At 60.6% G+C, this 19,432-nt stretch carries 15 protein-coding genes; 5 read left to right on the top strand and 10 right to left on the bottom strand.

Annotation, left to right across the window (positions count from 1 at the left end; all coding sequences use genetic code 11):
• Positions 1–240: 240 nt before the first annotated feature.
• The 3 genes from AKL25_RS08340 to prfB all read right to left on the bottom strand — a co-directional run bounded on the left by AKL25_RS08340 (position 241) and on the right by prfB (position 3,849).
• The gene (locus AKL25_RS08340; RefSeq protein WP_050477179.1) at positions 241–867 is read right to left on the bottom strand and encodes an outer membrane lipoprotein; all 627 of its coding nucleotides are present in this window, start codon (positions 865–867) and stop codon (positions 241–243) included.
• Positions 868–1,104: 237 nt separating this feature from the next.
• The gene (lysS, locus tag AKL25_RS08335) at positions 1,105–2,661 is read right to left on the bottom strand and encodes a lysine--tRNA ligase (RefSeq protein WP_050477178.1); all 1,557 of its coding nucleotides are present in this window, start codon (positions 2,659–2,661) and stop codon (positions 1,105–1,107) included.
• 83 nt (positions 2,662–2,744) lie between these two features.
• Positions 2,745–3,849, bottom strand: a protein-coding gene (gene prfB / locus AKL25_RS08330) for a peptide chain release factor 2 (protein WP_157050545.1) whose coding sequence is annotated in 2 segments (ribosomal slippage) — positions 2,745–3,767 and positions 3,769–3,849 — 1,104 coding nt in all. Because the reading frame shifts where the segments join, the coding sequence is not laid out codon by codon here.
• Positions 3,850–4,008: 159 nt separating this feature from the next.
• Between prfB and AKL25_RS08325 the strand changes: the two genes are divergently transcribed.
• From AKL25_RS08325 to AKL25_RS08310, 4 genes are all read left to right on the top strand, one after another.
• Positions 4,009–5,940, top strand: a complete 1,932-nt coding sequence (locus tag AKL25_RS08325) for a PhoX family protein (protein WP_050477177.1) — start codon at positions 4,009–4,011, stop codon at positions 5,938–5,940.
• Positions 5,941–6,179: 239 nt separating this feature from the next.
• Positions 6,180–6,917 carry a hypothetical protein gene (locus tag AKL25_RS08320; protein ID WP_050477176.1) on the top strand — a complete coding sequence of 246 codons (738 nt, stop codon included), beginning with the start codon at positions 6,180–6,182 and terminating at the stop codon, positions 6,915–6,917.
• Positions 6,918–7,050: 133 nt separating this feature from the next.
• Entirely contained in the window at positions 7,051–8,226 is a 1,176-nt protein-coding gene (locus AKL25_RS08315) for an acyl-CoA dehydrogenase family protein (protein WP_050477175.1), read from the top strand.
• 123 nt (positions 8,227–8,349) lie between these two features.
• Positions 8,350–9,357 (top strand): GlxA family transcriptional regulator, encoded by a 1,008-nt coding sequence (locus tag AKL25_RS08310; RefSeq protein ID WP_050477174.1) that lies wholly within the window; start codon positions 8,350–8,352, stop codon positions 9,355–9,357.
• A 120-nt stretch (positions 9,358–9,477) separates the two neighbouring features.
• Here the strand turns inward: AKL25_RS08310 and AKL25_RS08305 are convergent, their stop codons facing one another.
• Positions 9,478–10,284 (bottom strand): transporter substrate-binding domain-containing protein, encoded by an 807-nt coding sequence (locus AKL25_RS08305; protein WP_050477173.1) that lies wholly within the window; start codon positions 10,282–10,284, stop codon positions 9,478–9,480.
• A 158-nt stretch (positions 10,285–10,442) separates the two neighbouring features.
• Positions 10,443–10,700, bottom strand: a complete 258-nt coding sequence (locus tag AKL25_RS24145; protein WP_157050543.1) for a hypothetical protein — start codon at positions 10,698–10,700, stop codon at positions 10,443–10,445.
• A 179-nt stretch (positions 10,701–10,879) separates the two neighbouring features.
• On the opposite strand from AKL25_RS24145, the gene AKL25_RS08300 reads away from it, so the two are divergent.
• Positions 10,880–13,057, top strand: a complete 2,178-nt coding sequence (locus tag AKL25_RS08300) for a TonB-dependent receptor (RefSeq protein WP_240475684.1) — start codon at positions 10,880–10,882, stop codon at positions 13,055–13,057.
• 69 nt (positions 13,058–13,126) lie between these two features.
• Here the strand turns inward: AKL25_RS08300 and AKL25_RS08295 are convergent, their stop codons facing one another.
• From AKL25_RS08295 to AKL25_RS08275, 5 genes are all read right to left on the bottom strand, one after another.
• Positions 13,127–13,375 (bottom strand): hypothetical protein, encoded by a 249-nt coding sequence (locus tag AKL25_RS08295; RefSeq protein WP_050477171.1) that lies wholly within the window; start codon positions 13,373–13,375, stop codon positions 13,127–13,129.
• 18 nt (positions 13,376–13,393) lie between these two features.
• Positions 13,394–15,007 carry a diguanylate cyclase domain-containing protein gene (locus AKL25_RS08290; RefSeq protein ID WP_050477170.1) on the bottom strand — a complete coding sequence of 538 codons (1,614 nt, stop codon included), beginning with the start codon at positions 15,005–15,007 and terminating at the stop codon, positions 13,394–13,396.
• Entirely contained in the window at positions 15,004–16,371 is a 1,368-nt protein-coding gene (locus tag AKL25_RS08285; RefSeq protein ID WP_050477169.1) for a TAXI family TRAP transporter solute-binding subunit, read from the bottom strand. The genes AKL25_RS08290 and AKL25_RS08285 overlap by 4 nt, the downstream gene beginning before the upstream one ends.
• Before the next feature lie 126 nt (positions 16,372–16,497).
• Positions 16,498–18,192 carry a single-stranded-DNA-specific exonuclease RecJ gene (gene recJ / locus AKL25_RS08280; protein ID WP_050477168.1) on the bottom strand — a complete coding sequence of 565 codons (1,695 nt, stop codon included), beginning with the start codon at positions 18,190–18,192 and terminating at the stop codon, positions 16,498–16,500.
• 4 nt (positions 18,193–18,196) lie between these two features.
• On the bottom strand, positions 18,197–19,273 hold the full coding sequence (locus tag AKL25_RS08275) for a hypothetical protein (protein WP_050477167.1): 1,077 nt from the start codon (positions 19,271–19,273) through the stop codon (positions 18,197–18,199).
• Positions 19,274–19,432 lie beyond the last annotated feature (159 nt).

Here is a 19,432-nt window from a genome sequence, read left to right as displayed (position 1 = left end):
CCATTTATCGACGGCATCGTCAATTGATCTTATGGTGCTCATAGGAAATGTTCAAGGCGGAGAAGGCCTGCCTTATGTGGAGTGCAAAAACAATGCGGATGACTAGAAATATTTCGATGTAATGCTGAGTATTTTTCAGTGAAAACAATGCCTGGAAAATACAAAAGCCGTGTCACCAACAAGGTGAGCACGGCTTTGATGCGTGTTGCTATTGTGCTGCGTTGACGCCCGGGAAGATGATTAACCGCGGCCGGTCAGGTGACCATTCACGACGCGGACCTGATCGCCGACGCGCCAGCCTTCGTTGGATTGCGGGAAGGAGCGGATGCTGCCGTTTTCCATGCGCACGTCAACGACGTAGGTAGTTGTGGTGCGGGTACGCTTTTCAACTTCGTTGCCTGCGTAACCGCCTGCGCCGGCACCGGCAACTGTTGCCAGAGTGCGGCCGTTGCCATTACCGATCTGATTGCCCAGAACGCCGCCTAGCACTGCACCGGCAACGATGCCGACGCCGCTGGCCTTAGGCGTGTGCTGGATTGCGCGCACCGCCTGAACTTCACCGCAGCTGGAGCAGCGCACCACTGGCGCCGGCGTGCCGTAGCCGCTGCTTTGTTGCGGTTGCGCGGCATAGTTTGGTTTCGGTGCAACTTGCGGTGCAGCTTGCATATTATTTTGTGCTTGCTGCATGGCCTGTTGCGACTGCGGCGCCGTCGTATCCGACATGGCTTGCTGGGGCGCATTGTTGCTGCTCGATGTCGGCAGCAGGCCGGTAATGGCGGCGACGCCAACCAGGCTGACCAAAGTGACTGCCACTGCTGCAGTGGCGACTAAGGGATGAATGCGGCTGGGGGTTTTGACGACTTCCATGATGGGCCTCTTTATATTTGTGTTGTGGTGTTGATGTGAGGCGATTATGGACGACAAAGTTCAGTGAAAAAATGCGGATAGTGTGTCAGTTGTAAAAACTTGTAAGGCGTTTGTAAGACAAACGGAAACAGCCCGTAGGAGCACGAGAGGTGCGCTTACGGGCTGCAGGTCTGGGCTGTTGATTTCTTGCCGGAACGCCAAGGGAACAGTTGTTTTCCGGGCGTTCCTTTTTAAGGTTCAGTCTTCGCGACGCAGATGAGGGAACAGGATTACGTCGCGGATGTTCGGCGAGTCGGTGATCAGCATCATCAGGCGGTCGATGCCGATGCCGCAGCCGCCGGCCGGCGGCATGCCATATTCGAGCGCGCGGATGTAATCGGCGTCGTAATACATGGCTTCTTCATCGCCGGCATCCTTGGCGGCGACTTGCGCCTGGAAGCGCGCTGCCTGGTCTTCGGCGTCGTTCAGCTCGGAGAAACCGTTGGCGATTTCGCGACCGGTGATGAACAACTCGAAACGCTCCGTGATGCCGGCAACCGTGTCGGATGCGCGCGCCAGCGGCGACACTTCGACCGGGTAGTCGATGATGTAAGTCGGTTCCCACAACTGCGACTCGGCGGTTTCTTCGAACAACGCCAGTTGCAGTGCGCCGATGCCGGCTTTCGCCAATGGCGCTTGATCAGTCTTGACGCCGAACTTCTTCAGCGCGCTGCGCAGGAAGTCGATGTCGTTCAATTGTTCATCGGTGTATTCCGGCGCATACTTCTTGATCGCGCCGGTGATGGTCAGGCGCTGGAACGGCTTGGCCAGATCCAGCTCGCGACCCTGATAGGTCAGCGTGGCCGTGCCGTGCGCATCGATCGCCGCCTGGCGAATCACCTGTTCGGTGAACGTCATCAGCCATTGGTAATCGACGTAGGCCGCATAGAATTCCATCATCGTGAATTCAGGATTGTGACGCGGCGAAACGCCTTCGTTGCGGAAGTTGCGATTGACTTCGAACACGCGGTTGAAGCCGCCGACCACCAGGCGCTTCAGGTACAGCTCGGGCGCGATACGCAGGAACATCTGCATGTCCAGCGCATTGTGATGTGTGATGAAAGGCTTGGCCGCGGCGCCGCCGGGGATGGTGTGCAGCATCGGCGTTTCGACTTCCATGAAGTCGTTCTTTTCCATGAAGCGGCGGATCGACGACATCGCGGCGGTACGCGCCTTGAAAGTGCGACGCGTGTCTTCGCTCATGATCAGGTCGACGTAGCGCTGACGGTACTTGGTTTCCTGGTCCGACAGGCCGTGGAACTTGTCCGGCAGCGGACGCAGCGACTTGGTGATCAGGCGCAGGCTGGTCACCTTGACCGACAGCTCGCCGGTCTTGGTCTTGAACAGCGTGCCTTCGGCGCCGAGGATGTCGCCCAGGTCGTAATGCTTGAAGGCGCCGTGCGCTTCCGGACCGGTGACGTCGTTGGTGATGTAGAGCTGCATGCGGCCGTCGGCGCGCGGGCCGGACGAGTCCTGCAGTGTGGCGAACGAGGCCTTGCCCATCACGCGCTTCAACATCATGCGGCCGGCGATGGAGACCTGGACCGGATTGGCTTCCAGCGCTTCGTTATCCAGCTCGCCGTACTGCGCGTGCAGTTCGGCCGCCTTGTGTTCCGGGCGGAAATCGTTGGGGAAGGCGACGCCTTGCTCGCGGATCGCATTCAGCTTGGAACGGCGCTCGGCGATGATGGTGTTTTCATCTACTGGCGGCTGTTGTTGCGCTGGCTGAGCGGCGTTGTCGTTTTGTGTGGTCATGGTGTCGAGAATTCGTTAGTAAGCGTGGGAGCTAAAGGCGCTGAAGAGCCGGCGCCACGTAGGGACGCCGGATGCTGCGAGGATCAGACGCCTTGTTTCAGCGAAGCGGCGATAAAGCCATCCAGCTCGCCGTCCAGCACTGCCTTGGTGTTGCCCATTTCAAAGTTGGTGCGCAAGTCCTTGATGCGCGACTGGTCCAGCACGTAGGAACGGATCTGGTGGCCCCAGCCGACGTCGGTCTTGGAGTCTTCCAGTTTTTGCTGCTCGCTCATGCGCTTGCGCAGTTCCAGTTCGAACAGCTTGGCGCGCAACATGTCCCACGCCTCGGCGCGGTTGCGGTGCTGGCTGCGGTCATTCTGGCATTGCACGACGATGCCGCTCGGGCCGTGCGTCAGGCGCACCGCGGAGTCGGTTTTGTTGATGTGCTGGCCGCCGGCGCCGGACGCGCGGTAGGTGTCCACGCGTACGTCGGCCGGATTGATGTCGATCTCGAAGGATTCATCCACCTCCGGGTACACGAACAAGCTCGAGAACGATGTATGGCGGCCGTTGGCGGAGTCGAACGGCGATTTGCGCACGAGGCGGTGCACGCCGGTTTCGGTGCGCAGGAAGCCATAGGCGTATTCGCCCTCGACCTTGATCGTGGCGGTCTTGATGCCGGCCACTTCACCGTCGGACTGTTCCAGGATTTCGGCCTTGAAGCCCTTGCGTTCGCAGTAGCGCAGATACTGGCGCAGCAGCATGGACGCCCAGTCCTGCGCTTCGGTGCCGCCGGCGCCGGCCTGGATGTCGATGAAGCAGTTGTTCGGATCCATCGGGTTGCTGAACATGCGGCGGAATTCCATGCCTTCGACCAGACCCTTGATGGTGTCCGCATCGGCTTCGATGGCGATCAGCGTGTCTTCGTCTTTTTCCTCGCGCGCCATGGCGAACAGGTCGCGCGTGTCGCCCAGGTCGCCGTCGATCTTGATCAGCGTATGGACGATGTTTTCCAGCGATTTCTTTTCTTTGCCGAGATCTTGCGCGCGCTTGGGATCGTTCCAGACTTCCGGATCTTCCAATTCGCCGTTGACCTGGTCGAGTTTCTCCGACTTCACATCGAAGTCAAAGATACCTCCGTAATTCAGCTGCACGCACCGCGAGGTCGTCCAGCAGGGATTGGAGGGAATTGAGGCGTTCTGCTTCCATGATTATGTCTTTTGCAAACCAAACCTCGCATTATACAAGACCGGAGAGGGTATTTTCAGTGTCACAAAGAGGTCATTTTCGGCGATTAGCATCACGCGATTGCCGTCAGGTAATTGTCAGCTTGAATTGTCAGCTCGTTATCCAAAAGGAAAAATCGCCATGAAACTCGCCAAAACCGCCTCTGAAATCCAGCCAAAACGTCGCGATTTGCTCAAAGTCTTCGCCAGCGCACCGCTGTTGCCGTTGACCATGACCGCCTCCGGCCTGCTGGCAGGCTGCGCGACCGCCTCCAATCGCAGCGGCTTCGCCTCGGCCGCCTTCAGCAGCATGCCGGCGCCTTCGCTGGCGAATCCGGCGGCCATGGCCGCCACGACCGTGCAGTCGAGCCTGGACGTGGTGTTCGGCAATGGCGCGAAACAAAGCTATCAACTGGCCTATCAGCCGTTTTTCATGACCGGCGACATGGTGCCGGACGGTAAGGGCGGCAAGATGCTGGCCGGCGGCTACTACGACATCAACAATCAACCGATCATCGATCGCTCGGTGCCGGGCAAGGAGCGTCACTTTTTCTCCGACTGCCCCGACGGCTCGTCGCTGTTGACGATGAAGGGCGCGCAAGTAGCCGGCGTCAAGGGCAATGCCGTGTTTGCCGTGGTGCAGTTCGAATACACCACGCGCGATCAGAAGCAGGCTGCCATGTACGGGCAGTTGCCGTCTCCGATCGCGGTGCTGACGCTGGACCAGGATCCCCAGACCGGCAAATTGTCGCTCGTCAAATACCACAACGTCGACACTTCCTCGGTCAACGGCCTGTGGATCACCTGCGGCGCCAGCCTGTCGCCGTGGAATACCCATCTGTCGAGCGAAGAGTACGAACCGGACGCCGCCGCCATCGCGAGCAACGTGCAGTTCCAGGCCTTCAGCAAGAACCTGTTCGGCGATGCCGCCAAGGCCAATCCTTACCACTATGGCCATCTGCCGGAAATCACCGTCCACGCCGACGGTAGCGGCAGCGTGGTCAAGCATTTCTGCCTCGGCCGCATTTCGCATGAGCTGGTGCAGGTCATGCCGGATCGCCGCACCGTGCTGATGGGTGACGATGCGACCAACGGCGGTTTGTTCATGTTCATCGCTGATCGCGAGGCCGATCTGTCGGCAGGCACGCTCTACGTTGCAAAATGGACCCAGACTTCCGGCGTCGGCCCCGGCGCCGGCACGCTCAGATGGGTCAAGCTGGGTCACGCCACCAGCGCGGAGATCAAGGCGCTGGCCGACAAGCTCAAGGTTGCCGACATCATGGACGTCAAGACCAGTGACCCGCAGGATGCCACCTACGCCAAGATCCCGTTCAACGGCAAAACCAACTGGATCAAGCTCAAGCCAGGCATGGAGCAGGCCGCCGCCTTCCTCGAAACCCACCGCTACGCGGCGCTCAAGGGTGGCAGCCTCGGTTTCACCAAGATGGAAGGCACCACCGTCAACGCCAAAGACAAGATCGCTTACTCGGCCATGTCCTACGTGCAGACCTCGATGCTCGACGGCTCCGGCGGCATCAAGGTGCAAGGCCCGAAGGCCGGTGCGGTGTATGCGCTGAACATGAAGGGCGGCCAGAACGATCTGTCCGGCAGCACCATCGACAGCGCCTGGGTGCCGGTCGACATGGCGCCGCCGCCGGCTCTGGTCGGAGAAGACTTGAAGCAGCCCGACGCGCTGGGCAATCTGGCGCATGCCGACAAGATCGCCAATCCGGACAACATCAAGTTCTCCGAAAAGCTGCGTACGCTCTTCATCGGCGAAGACAGCGGCATGCACGTCAACAACTTCCTGTGGGCCTACAACGTCGACAGCAAGCAGCTCTCGCGCGTCCTGTCCTGCCCGGCAGGCGCCGAATCGACCGGCTTGCATGCGGTCGATGAAATCAACGGCTGGACCTATGTCATGAGCAACTTCCAGCATGCCGGCGACTGGGAAAAGCCGCTGCACGACAAGGTCAAGGACACATTGGATCCGCTGGTACGCGCCAACTACAAAGACCGCTTCGGCGCCACGGTCGGTTATCTGACCGGGATGCAGTTGCCGGCGCAGGCCTGATCAGGCAGCTTGATTGACTCAAGGAAGAGAGGCTGCGGCCTCTCTTTTTTTACGTCCGTTTGAGGGGGCGCCGGCGGGTTTGCAAAAAAGTCAGCGCATTCTCGGTATGTCGTTATATGCTGGCGGGCATGCTCCGGTCAGAATGCCGGGGGATGTTGATTTCTGGAGTACCGATCGCCACGGAGATAATCGCGGTCGAACTCCTTTCCGTATCTGATAGTCATAGCGGAATGCAAAAAATGAGACCAACCGCCGCCGTTCGCTCGTCCATGTTGTCTATCGTTGTATTGGCGGCCATGCTAGCCGCCTGTTCGTCGGCGCCCACCAACCACGGCGAAGTCAAAGGCGCTTCCGCCAGCTCGCGCGAAATGGGGCAGTCCGACACCAACCGCATGGCGACGCTGGCCATGCGCGGCAATCTGGAGAGCCTCTATCTGCTGATGGACAAGCTCTACCGCCGCAATCCGGCCGAGTGGAAAAAATCCGGCGCCAGCCGCGAGGAAGTCCTCAAACGCGTGCGCGAAGCCGTCGAAAAACGCCAGACCTGGGCCGACCTGCAAGGCAAGCACGACATCGCCGCCATGTCGCTGGCCTTGTCGCCCGACTTCAAGGCGGACCGCGTCGCCGCATTCATCTACGCCACCGCCGACATGATCATCACGGCCCATGGCGGCAAGATCGAGTTCTTCCTCATCGACGGCCTCGACGCCCAATATCTCTACAACGCCGCGCGCAATATCGAAATCGCGGTCTGGATGCTCGCCAATCGCCGCAACACCGCCGGCCAGCCTTTGCTGCTGTCCGACGAAATCAGCGCGACAGAGCGCAATCTCAGCTTTGAGCGCGAATTCGGCAAGATCGTCGGCCGCCTGGATCTGCTGGCGGAATTCGTTACCGAAAAATACCGTCGCGCCGGCATCAGCTACGTACAAAACCTGCTGGGCGGCTCTTTCCTGCAATTCCTGCCGGTGCGTTGATGCAGCCTGATGCAGCTTGACCGGTTTGCCGCCGGCGACCGTCCGGCGCATATCGATATGCGAAAAAATTTGTTTCGTATTTGACGCCCAGCCTCGACACTTCCGCTCACTGAAATTCGCCGAAAGCTTCGCCATGACCCGTTGGACCCTGGACACCATCCACGCCGCCTTGCCGGCCATCGAACAAGAACTGGCGCGCACCGCCGCCGAGCGCGACAGGGCCGGCGGCCATGCGGCGGAACAAAAGGAATTGCTGCGCCAGAACGGCTTGCTGCTGCTGGTCGTGCCGCAAGAATACGGCGGCATCGGCGCATCGTGGAGCGATACGCTCGCCATCGTGCGCCGCATTGCCCGCGTCGACAGCGCGATGGCGCATCTGCTGGCGTTCCAGACCTTGCAATTGTCGGGTGTGCTGTCTTACGGTTCCGATGAACAGCGGGCGCTCTATCTGCGCGAAACGGTCGCCCTGAATCACTGGTGGGGCAATTCCGCCAATCCCGCCGATCCGCGCCTGATCGCTACTGAACAGGACGGCGGCTTGATCTTGCAAGGCATCAAGGGATTCTGCTCCGGCACGCTCGGTTCGCATCGCCTGCTCACTACTGCCTTGCATCAGCCCAGCGGCAAGATCCTCATCGCCGTGCTGCCGACGGCACGCGAAGGCATCACCATCCATGACGACTGGGATCCCATCGGCCAGCGCCAGACCGACAGCACGTCAGTCAGTTACGAGCAGGTGCGTCTGGAGTGGAGCGAGGTGCTGTTCCGGCCCGACGGCGTATCAACGCCTTTTCTCTCGCTGCGCGGCGTGGTGGCGCAACTGATTCTGGTCAATCTTTACCTCGGCATGGCCGAAGGCGCATTCGAGCAGGCGCGCGATTACACGCTCAATCAGGGGCGGCCGTGGTTTGCCGCCGGTGTGCAGCGCGCCGCCGACGACCCCTACGTGATCCATCGCTACGCCGAGATGCATTTGCAGATTCGCGCCGCGCGCGCGCTGGCGGATGAAGCCGGCGCCGAGCTGGACAAGGTCTGGCGCATCGGTCCGGCACTGGTCGCCGAGCAGCGCGGCAGGGCGGCGCTGGCGGTTGCCGAGGCCAAGGTGCTGGCGCATCGCACGGCGTTGGCGGTAGGGCAAGACGTATTCGACGTCTGCGGCGCGCGCGCCACCAAGGCGACCCTGGGGCTGGATCGCTTCTGGCGCAATGCGCGCACCCATACTTTGCATGATCCCATCGACTACAAGCTGCGCGACGTCGGCCGTTATGCGCTGGAACATCTGTTGCCGGAGCCGACGCTGTATTCCTGATTCACAGAAAACTCGGCTTTATCGCGTGGCGGAATTTGTCCGGTCCATGTCCCCGGCAGGCATGGTCAGGGAGGTGTGCATGCGTTACCATGGTTTCCTCACGTCTCACCAGCAGAGGGAAACATGGAACAGGCAACGACACGGGGCGCCACCATCCCGGTTTATTTCTTGCTGCGGGAATCGGCGCTCACGCTTGACCTGATCGGTCCGGCCGAGGTATTGCGCTACGCCAACCGTTTCGCCGAAAAATCCGGCTGCCCGCCATACTTCGACCTGCGTTTCATCAGCGCCCATCGTGAAGTAGCGACCTCGGTCGGGCTGACGCTGACCGGCATCGAAGCTCTGCCTGACGGCTTGCCCGAGAATGCCATGCTGGTCCTGAGCGGCTGCATCGACAAGGACGACGACTTCAGCAATCCCGCCGACCAGGCCGCAGTGCGCTGGCTGCAGCAGCACTACCGACCGCATCACCGGCTGGTCTGCATCTGCACCGGCGCTTTGCTGGCGGCGTACGCGGGTTTGCTGGGCAAGCGCAAATGCACCACTCACCATAGCCACATCAACGAATTACGCGGCTTTGCGCCGCAGGCGGATGTGCTGGAAAATCGCATCTTCGTCGAAGACGGCGCCATCTGCACCAGCGCCGGCGTGACCACCGGCATCGATCTCGCGCTGCATCTCGTCGCGCAAATCGCCGGCCACGCCTGCAGTGCATCGGTGGCGCGTTCGCTGGTGGTGTACCTGCGCCGTACCGGCAGCGATCCGCAATTGTCGCCCTGGCTGACGGCGCGCAATCATTTGCATCCGGCGGTGCATCGCGTACAGAACGCCGTGATCAAGGACCCCGCGCAAGACTGGAGCGTGGCGCAACTGGCCGACATCGCCTGCACCAGCGAACGGCATCTGACGCGCCTGTTTCGCGAGCATACCGGCGACAGCCTGATCGATTACATCCACCGCATTCGCATCGCGCTGGCGCGTGACCTGCTGGCGCAATCGCCGTTGGACATCGAGCGCGTCGCGGAGAAATCGGGTTTCCATTCCGGCCGCCAGTTGCGGCGCGTGTGGAAGAAGTTCGAAGCGAATTCGCCGTCTGCGCACCGGGAGTCGGCGGGAGCGTTCGCCAGCTAACGGCGTACTTTACGGGAGGGCGGCTGGCGGAGCAGGACTGCCAGGGGATGGAGTTGACTCCGGCAATCCTCGCATGAGGATTGCCGGACATGATTGCGAGTGCAGGGAGGGACGGGCGTCTTATTCGTAAGCGTTGGCCAGTTTGTCCGGCAGCGGCACGTTGAGCCACTTCTTGACCAGCGTATTGAGTTCGCCGGACTTCTTCGCCTTGGTCAGGATGTCGTTGACCTTGGCTTGCAAAGCCGGTTCGCCCTTGTTCAGCCCGACCACGCAGCGCGATTCCTGGATGACGTACTTGAAGACCGGTTTGTGCGCCGGATCTTTTTCGCCCAAGGTGATCGCCACGAAGTCGCCGGTGCCGATCAGCTTGACCTGGCCGGACACATAGGCCGAGATCAGCGTGTTGTTGTCTTCATAGCGCTTGATGGTGGCGCTGGGCGGCACGGAAGCGGTCAGCTGGATATCTTCAAACGTGCCGCGCGCCACGCCCACGACCTGCGACGCCAGGTCGGCAGGGCCGCTGACCTTGATGTCGGCGGCGCCGAACACGCTGTTGTTGAACGGCGCATACGGTTGCGAAAAATCCAGGACCTTGTCGCGTTCCGCATTGCGTCCCAGCGTCGAGATCACCAGGTCGACCTTGTGCGTTTGCAGATAAGGGATGCGATTGGCGCTGGCGACCGGCACCAGTTCCACTTTGACGCCCATGCTCTTGGCAATCAGCTTGGCGACATCAATGTCCAACCCCTGCAGCTGCATTTCGGAATTGACGGAACCGTAAGGCTGGAAATCCTGGGGGACGGCGATACGAAGGGTGCCGGATTTGGCGATGTCTGCCAACGCATCGGCGTTGGCGTCGGATGCAGCGAATGCAGCGAACATCAGCGTAGTAACAGAACAGCGCGCCAGGAATTTCGCAAATTTCATTTTTTCTCCCAATTAAATGTGTTGGACTTGTATTGCGTGTGCAGCGTATGCAGCAGGACGCGTTCGTACCGACGTGCACGGATAGGATATCGAACTCTGCCGTCAAAAGTATAAGTCAGATTGCCCGGAAACCCTTGTCAATACTGGGAAAATAGAAATCATGCCTGCACCTTTTTAAGCTGTGGCCATGCATTTTTTCGTCCCATCTCAGTGCACTTCAGGAGGGGCGTGCGATTGCTCTGCATCATTTTCAGGCGCGGCCGGATGACAGAGATATGGCGATATTTCGATGCATGCCGGCAGGTGTCGCGTTGGCAGACAACGCGAACTTCAACTGCGCCATTTCCTTCTTTTTTGCGCAAATTAATACCGGCACATTGATCGCAAGTCCTGTCGCCTTCTGGTGTATGAGTCATGCAACATAACGCGTAGAATTTAATAATTGAGAATGCAAATGGTAATTGTTATCACTTATAATTCATGAAAACTTGCCAATTCCCGTCCTCGGCCGCTCTTCGCCCATCGCGAGACAACCGGTTCCAGAGGCTTCTCAAAGGATTTTATGTACCCACGTCTTTCCCCCATGGCTATGGCCATGGCGTTAGCTTTCATCGTTCCTGCATCGCTTCCCCAATTTGCATCGGCACAGACGGCCACCGCAGCCGAGCCGGCCAAAGCGGAGGGGAGCTTGCCTTCGGTGACGGTGAACGCTTCTGCCGATGCTTCAGCGGCAGGTCTGTCGGAAGCGTATGCCGGCGGCCAGGTCGCCCGTGGCGGGCGGGTCGGATTTCTGGGAACCCAGGACTTTCTGGACACGCCCTTCAAAAGCACCATCTACACGCAAGAGCTGATCAAGGATCAGCAGGCTCGCGGCGTCGGCGATGTGCTCAAGAACGACCCGGCGGTGCGCGTTACGCGCGGCTTCGGCAACTATCAGGAGTCGTACATGATCCGCGGCTTCATCGCCAATTCGGATGACCTGTCCTATAACGGTCTATACGGCATCCTGCCGCGCCAGTATGTGGCTGCCGAGATGATCGAGCGCGTCGAAGTTTTCCTGGGCGCCAGCGCCTTCCTGAACGGCGCTGCTCCCGGCGACGGCGGCCTCGGCGGCACCATCAACCTGTTGCCCAAGCGTGCCGGTTCGGAACCGGTCACGCAATTCACCACCGGTTACGAAACCGGCGGCCAGACCTATGTGGCGGCGGATATCGCCCGCCGTTTCGGTCCGGACGACCGGATCGGGATCCGTATCAACGGTGTGCGCCGCGAAGGCGGCACCGCGGTCAACGGCGAAAACCGCGAAGTCAATCTGATGACGATCGGTCTCGACTATCGCGGCAACAGTTTCCGTCTGTCCGCAGACATGGGCTATCAGGAAAACAACCTGACGAACCCACGCCCGAGCGTTTCGGTTCCGACCACATTCACCTCCGTGCCGACGGCGCCGAGCGGTTCCACCAATTTCGGCCAGCCGTGGGTGTTCTCGAATGAGCGCGACAAGTTCGGCACCGTGCGCGGCGAATGGGATCTGAACGACAAGACCATGGCGTGGGCGGCGCTGGGCACGCGTTACGGCACGGAAAACAATTCGCTGTCCGGCCCGACCGTCGCCAACATGAACGGCGCGGCCACCGCGCGCCGTTTCGATAATGCCCGCGAAGATACTGTGCGTACCGGCGAAATCGGCCTGCGCACCAAATTCAACACCGGTCCTGTCGCCCATACGATCAGTTCGACGGCGTCGAGTTACTGGCAGGATTCCCGCAACGCCTTTGCCACCAGCACCACCGGAGGTCTGAGCACCAACATCTATTCGCCGACTTATAGCGCGATACCGGTATTGACCTCGACCACCGGCGGCAATCTGTCCAGCCCGCAAACCACCAGCAAGACGCAATTGTGGAGTGTGGCGATCGCCGACACGATGTCCTTTTACGACGACATGATTTCGGTGACGCTGGGTGCGCGCAATCAGAACCTGAAGGCCAATTCTTATTCCTATGTCACCAGGCTGTCGACAACGAGCTACAACCAAAGCGCCGTGACGCCGGTAGCCGGTCTGGTCGTGAAGCCGCTCAAGAATCTGTCGCTGTACGCCAATTACATCGAGGGCCTGCAGCAGGGCAAGCAGATCACCGACACCACCGCCGCCAACTTCGGACAGATTCTGTCGCCTTACAAGTCCAGGCAAAAGGAAATCGGCGCCAAATATGATGCGGGCAAGGTGGCATTGGGCGTGGCCTTCTTTACAACAACGAAACCGCTGGCCTACAAGGACACCGCAAGCAATATTGAAAGCACCAACGGCGAGCAGCGCAATCGCGGCGTCGAATTCACCGCAGTCGGCGAACCGCTCAAGAGTGTTCGCCTGCTGGCCGGTCTGACATTGTTGCGCGCCAAGCAGGAACAGACTTCCGTCAGCGCCAATAACGGCAACTACGCCATCGGCGTTCCGAAGACGCAAGCCAACGTCGGTGCGGAGTGGGATATTCCCGGGGTGAAGGGCCTGGCCATCAACGGCCGCACGACTTACACATCGACGCAATATCTGGACGCCGCCAACAAGCAGCAAGTGCCGTCATGGGTGCGCTACGATCTCGGCGCGCGCTACACCGCGCAGATTGCGGGCCGTGTCGTGACTTTCCGCGGTTCCGTAGAAAACCTGACCAACAAGAACTACTGGGAATCCGCCGGCGGCGCATCGAACTCTGGCTATCTGGTGCTGAGCACGCCTCGCACTTTCGTCACAACGATGTCGGTTGATTTCTGATGACGGCATTGTAATACCGCATTTTTTACGCTGCCCCTGCATGTCATTGCGATATGCCGGGGCAGTTTGCTATCGGCTATTGGTGTGTCTCGACAGCTGTTCTTTCACCCACGGCAGTTTGTCGCAGACGGCTTGCAGGGCGTCTTGCTCGCTTTCGTAAGCCGTCTTTGAATAGTCGCTTACCAGCGTCCATTTTCCTTCATCTTCCGGATCCTTGCGGAAGACCTTGAACGTGAATACATCGTCGGCATGCTGCGCAATGTCGACGCAATGCATGCCGGAATCGTCTTCGATACTGTGTATGACAGCTTTATTCATGGCGTTTTCCCCGGCGGCTCAGACGCAAGCGTTGCCCGGAGCGATCACGTAGCAGCCGCGTCCCTGGTTCTTGGCGTCGTACATGGCCTTGTCGGCGGCTTGCAGCAGCATGTCGGGATCGCAGTCGTTGTCGCAGACGGCGATGCCGATCGAGACGCCCAATTGATAGTCGCCCTGGGGCAGCTTCAGCGGTTCGGCGACGACGTTGATGCATTTTTCGGCGAGGGCGCGGGCGCCATGGTCAAGCGGGCTGCCTAGGTCGGTTGCCAGCAGTACGAACTCGTCGCCGCCGACGCGTGCCAGCGTGTCGCTGTGGCGCGCCACGCGCAACAGCCGTTGCGTGATTTCCTGCAGCACCTGGTCGCCGGCCTTGTGGCCCAGCGTGTCGTTGATCGGTTTGAAACCGTCCAGATCCAAAAACAGCAAGGCCACGCCGGTGCGATCGCGATTGGCGTGCGCAATGGCTTGCTGCATGCGATCGGCCAGCATGACGCGATTGGGCAACCCGGTGAGGATGTCGTGGTGCGCCTGGTGCTGGAGTTCGGCCTGATGGACTTTGAGCCGGGACAGCAGGCGATTGAAGGCCATGGTCAGATGGCCCACTTCATCGGCGCGCGCCACCGGCAACGGCGTCAGCGGCAAGTCGCCGCGCGTCATGCGTTCGGCCTGGTCCGCCGCGCGCCGCAGTGGTTGAAAGAACCAGACGACGACCAGGATGATCAGCAGAAAAATCACCAGCGCCTGCGCCAGCCCGCCGCGCAAGATGAAGGCCTGCACATGTTCGACAGTCGGCAGGGCGGCAGAGACCGGCAGACGCACGGCGACGAACCAGCCGGTGCTCGGCACGGGCGCGATGGCCTTGATTTCTTCGACCGTGCCATTGCTGCCGATGCCGGTGCCGCGGTAACCGGCCACGGCTTTGTCGAGGATCGGGTCAACGCCGACTTGCGGCAACGGCTTGAGTACCGTGCCCGGATCATTCGCCGCGATGATGAGGCGCTTGGCCGGAGACACCAGGATGAAGCTGCCGGACTTGCCCAGACGGGCCTGCTGCAGATGGTCGAGGAAGCCGGCGGCGGTCAGCCCGGTGGTGCCGCCCAGGATGCCGACAAGCTTGCCGCTGTGGTCCCTCAGCGGCGCCAGCATGGGGATGATGGCTTGCTGCGATGCCGGACTCAGCAGCGGCTCGCCGATGATGAACTTGCCGCCCTTGGCCAGATGAAAGTCGGGAAAGCCGCTGATCGACAAGCCGGAGCGTCCGGCCGCGGCGGGGTAGTCGCAGAGGATGACGCCGTCCGTGTTGGCGACGAACAATCCTTGCGAAAACAGCGGCTGCAAGTCTTGCCGCTCGCGCAGCCAGCCGGCCAGTTTTTCCGGTTGGGTGATCAGTTCCGGCGGCAGCGAAGCGGCCAGTTGCTCCAGATAGTGGCGGCGCTCCATGATGCGGTGGTTGATGTCTTGCGCCAGGTAGCTGGCGATGGTGCTTTGCTGTTCGGCGGCGACTTCGGTGAGATCTTCGTGCAGGAAGTTGGTCAGCACGTAATAGCGCGCGATGCCGCTGGCGAAGATGACCAGGGTGCCGAACAGCACGAGGCGGGTGACGAGACTGTTGGTGAAGCGTTTGAAGTTCATTGCGGTGACAGAGATGTTGTTGTTATTTCGCGTTGATGCGCGGCTTCACTGATGCGGTCGCGGACCACGCGTATGGCTTGCTTGAGCGCGTAGACGTCGCCGTAATAGCGTTGAGGAATATCGATCTGGTTGGCGTTGGCGTCGATCTCTTCGATCTCCTGATGCCATTCCGCCAGTTTCTCTTCCGACGGCGATTTGGTGTTCCAGATCTCTTCTTCCAGCAAATGGATTTCCTTGTACCACACCACCAGCCGTTTTTTCATGCTGGCTTCATAGATGCGCGGCACCGCCTGAATCAGACCGAACAGCACCGCAATGAACGGCAGCAGGATGGTGAAGCGGCGCTCGATGAAATTGGCCAGCCAGAACGGCAGGTAACGCTGCAGGAAAGGGCGGCCGGATTTGAAATAACGGCGCGTCTCGTCGGAGATGGTGAAGTCTTCGATATTCTGGTTCGGGAAGTAATTGCGCGGCGTGAAAAAATCCGGCGCGTTGTGGATCACGTTGGCGGCGTCCAGCAGCAGATAGGCCAGCGCCGGATGCAGGCTTTCCTTGGACACCAGCATGGCGGTGGCGGCCAGCAGCGTGACGTCGCGCGAGGGGTTGTCATTGATCAGGCTGGTGGCGCCGCGCGGATAGGTGATCTTCGACAGCGACGGAAATTTTTGCACCATCGCGTCGGCTTGCGAAAAGCTCATCAGCTTGATGCCGCTGTTGAGCAGGGTATGGATCAGTTCGCTGTCGGCGCGGCCGATGAAAAAAGCGGCGTCGATCTTGTTGTTGAGCAGTTGTTCGTAGGCGGTGGTGCCGTTCAATTCCACCAGCGTGGAATTGTTGGTAGTGATGCCGTTTTCCGTCAGCAGATCGTTGGCGACGATGCGCAGGCCGCTGCCGGGCAGGCCCAGCGAGATGCGTTTGCCGCGCAGTTGCGACAGGCGGTCATAAGTCGCCGAGCCCTGATAGAACACCCAGATCGGTTCGTAAGAGATGGCGGCGATGGTCTGGATGCCGGGCGCCTGCTCGCTGTTGCCGGTGCCGGACTGGATGAAGCCGACCTGGAATTCGTTGTCTTCTTCGCGCAGGCGCTGGAAGTTTTCCACCGAACCGGAAGACGGCCGGATATTGAGCGTGATGCCGTCGCGCTTGAGGATTTGCGCATAGCGCTCGGCGTAGTTGTAGTAGATGCCTCCCGGTGCGCCGGCGGTGACGACGATCTTGCCTTGCGTCGCGGGCTTGAGCATGGCTAGCACCGTCCAGCATATTGCCAGCAGCACGAGCGACCCGATCAGCATCAGGCGACGCAGGCGTTGCGGCGTCATGGGGGGCTTTTGAATGCGATGGAGCGGAAGAGGTGTCTTGGACATAAAGTCGCTGCTGGTTTTTGCCTATGCTTGCGCTGCCTGTTTATGCCCATCCGTTCGGGCACTCTATCGTTGCCGCCAGTCTGCCCATTTCACACCAGCTCCCTGTCAGTTTGCTGACGGTGCGGGCTAAGCGGGTTCCGCGTGTTCCACCATCAACTGTACCTTGGTTGTACCGTTATATTCGTTGGCATCCAATCTAAAAGCAACTGTGGCGTAATCCGGCAACGCATCGGCGTGGCCGAACCAGATCGCATCGTATTTCTGTCCGTCTTTTTCCAGCAGCAATTTAAGGTGTTTTTCCTTGAGTATGCGTTGGTTCACCACGCGGAAACGATCGCAGAACACCGGCGGTGCAAAACCCTGGCCCCAGACCTGCTCATCCATCAGGCTGATGAAATTGACGGAGTAGTAGGCATCTTCCAGCGTGCCGTCGGTTTCGACGACGCGTTCCAGCTGGTTCTGGCTTAACCAATCCTTACCTACTTCTTCAAACGCATCGGCAAATGCATCGAAGGCTTCGGCGCGGATCGTCAAGCCGGCCGCCATGGCGTGGCCGCCGAATTTGGTGATCACCGACGGCGCGTGCTTGGACACCAGATCGAGCGCGTCGCGCAGGTGGAAGCCGGCGATCGAGCGGCCGGATCCCTTGATCAGGCCTTCGTCGCCGGGCGCAAAGGTGATGGTCGGGCGGTAAAACTTGTCCTTCAGGCGCGAGGCCACGATGCCGATCACGCCCTGGTGCCAGGAGGCGTCGAACACGCTGATGGTGCGCCGGTCCTGCGGGTTGAAGTCGTCCAGCAGCAGCAGGGCGGTGTCTTGCATGCCCGCTTCGATGTCGCGGCGTTCGCGGTTGATGGCGTCAAGCTGCTGGGCGATTTCCCAGGCGCGGCCTTCATCGTCGGTGGTCAGGCATTCGATGCCGAGCGCCATGTCGGCCAGGCGGCCGGCGGCATTCAGGCGCGGACCGACGGCAAAGCCGAGGTCGAACGGCGTGGCACGGCGCGCTTCCCGTCCGGCGGCGCGGAATAGTGCGGCAATGCCGGCGTGCATGCGGCCGGCGCGCATGCGCTTCAATCCTTGCGCGACCAGGATGCGGTTGTTGGCGTCGAGCTTGACGACGTCGGCGACCGTGCCCAGCGCGACCAGATCGAGCAGGGTGTCAAGTTTGGGCTGGGTTTGCGCATCGAAGATGCCGCGCTTGCGCATCTCGGCGCGCAGGGCCAGCAATACATAAAACATCACGCCCACGCCGGCCAGGTTCTTGCTGGGGAAGCCGCACGAAGGCTGGTTCGGATTCACGATCACGCGCGCGTCCGGCAGGCTGTCGCCGGGCAAGTGGTGGTCGGTGACGACGACGTCGATGCCGCGCGCCTTGGCGGCGGCGACGCCCTCGATGCTGGCGATGCCGTTGTCGACGGTGACGATGATGTCGGGCGATTTTTCGCGGATGGTCAGTTCGACGATTTCCGGCGTCAGGCCGTAGCCGTATTCAAAGCGGTTCGGCACGATGTAGTCGACCTGTGCGCCCAGGCTGCGCAAGCCACGCAGGCCGACCGCGCAGGCGGTGGCGCCGTCGCAGTCATAGTCGGCGACGATCACCATCTTCTTGTTGGCGGCGATGGCGTCGGCCAGGTAGACGGCGGCGGCATCGATGTGCAACAAGCCGGACGGTGCAATCAACGCGCTCAGTTCGCTCGACAGGTCTTTGGTGCTGAGCAGGCCGCGGGCGGCATAGACGCGCGCCAGCACGGGATGGATGCCGCTGTGGATCAGGTCGTCGACATGGCGCGGGTCGTAGGAGCGGGTGGTAATGCGGATCATCTGTTTAACCTTGCGCAGCGAGTTTGCCCAGCGAGGGCTTGAGCCAGAACCGGCGCAGCGACGAGGCTGTGGCAGTCAGGTGCAGCAGCTTGTCCTGCCCGGTCAGGATCAGCGACAGGCTATCCAGGCGTTTTTCCCGCAGCGCCTGCAGCAGCGGCGCGAACCAGGCGGCGTCGAGCGCTTCCACGCGCTGCAGCCAGACGCCCCATTCGTTGGCCAGGCCTGCTTCCAGCAAGTCGTCCAGCATCAGCAGGCCGCGTTCGCCCGCTGCGGCCAAAATGGTGTCGGGAGTGATGTCTGCTTGTGGGGATGCGCCTGGCGCCAATGCCTGCGGCCAGCCGTTCAGCCCGAAAGCGGCTTGATAAGCGGATGCCGTGGAGACTGATGAGGCGGTCGCGGCGTCGCTGCCGCCCCAGATCCAGATAGAGTTGACGGCCTTCTTGCCGCGCATTTCGCGCTCTTCGTTGATGGATTCGGAGAACCATTGCATCTGCACTTCATTTTGCAGCTTGCGCCAGGCCAGCTCGCCCGGGCCTTCCGGCATCCAGATGTCGATGTTGCGGCCGCTGGCGGCTTGCGGGGACGAGGTGCGCAGGCCGGCCCAATCGTCGGCGCGCATCATCCAGGTAGCAGCGTCGATGTAGATCAGCGTGCGGCCGATTTCTTCAAACAGCGGCAACGCGGATTCAAACAAGCGGCGCGAGTGCGCCTCGTCCAGTTCCAGCTGGCCGATGTCGGTCAGCACCAGATGATCGCGGGCAACGTGGATGTGCGCCGGCTGCAGTACAAACCAGTGGCCTTCCATCGCCTGGCGGCCGTGCGCCCACAGGATCGCAGCCGAAGCCGGCGGGCTGTTGCTGCGCTCGTCCTTGCCGTCGGCCGCAGTCAGGCCGAACCGGCGGCTGATCCAGTGCTCATGCGGCAAGGCGCGGGAAAACGGATCGAGGCTCTGCAGGGGATGGGTATTCTTGCTGCGCGCCAACAACATGGCCAGTGCGGGGGCTTTGCATTGGCGCGTCAGATCGCGCGCCAACTCGGCTTGCGGCAGGCCGAAAGGGATGAGGATATCGAGATGATTCATGCCGCGATTGTAGGCGAAAACCCTGGGTTCGTTCCAAAAGCCTCTATGAGGAAGCAGCAGCGAAAGGTAAATAAACGCTCGCGGCAAAACTAAGTCGCACTTTTGCGATCTGACCTGGCGATCCGTGAGGCGGCGCTGAACGACAACAGTGAAAGATGC

Origin of the sequence: Herbaspirillum rhizosphaerae (assembly GCF_001189965.1) — a bacterium.
GTDB classification, from domain to species: domain Bacteria; phylum Pseudomonadota; class Gammaproteobacteria; order Burkholderiales; family Burkholderiaceae_D; genus Herbaspirillum; species Herbaspirillum rhizosphaerae.
This window is presented reverse-complemented; position numbering and strand designations above follow the sequence as displayed.